Source organism: Pseudoalteromonas sp. GW168-MNA-CIBAN-0100, assembly GCF_040309225.1.
Taxonomy (GTDB): Bacteria; Pseudomonadota; Gammaproteobacteria; order Enterobacterales; family Alteromonadaceae; genus Pseudoalteromonas; species Pseudoalteromonas arctica.
In genome coordinates, this window is the sequence record NZ_JBEOOL010001070.1 from 1 (window position 1) to 237 (window position 237).

The window sequence follows — 237 nt, forward strand, 5'->3', positions numbered from 1 at the left end:
AACTCAAGGTGTATTTGCCCCCCATGCACGTCCCGACTTAAATATACTGCGCCGCCTGGGATTTAGCGGTAACGACGCGCAAGTTATTAATAAAGCTTTTAACGCCGATCCTATTTTATTACGCGCATGTTATTCAGCCTCAGCAATGTGGACAGCAAACGCCGCAACTGTGTCGCCATCGCCCGATACAACCGATGGTAAAGTGCACTTTACCGCTGCAAATTTAAACAATAAGTT

Annotated in this window: 1 protein-coding gene; it reads left to right on the top strand. The window is 46.4% G+C overall.

Annotation, left to right across the window (positions count from 1 at the left end):
- A partial coding sequence (locus tag AAEY62_RS24640) for an N-succinylarginine dihydrolase (protein WP_350637117.1) occupies nt 1-237 on the top strand: 237 nt, incomplete at both ends.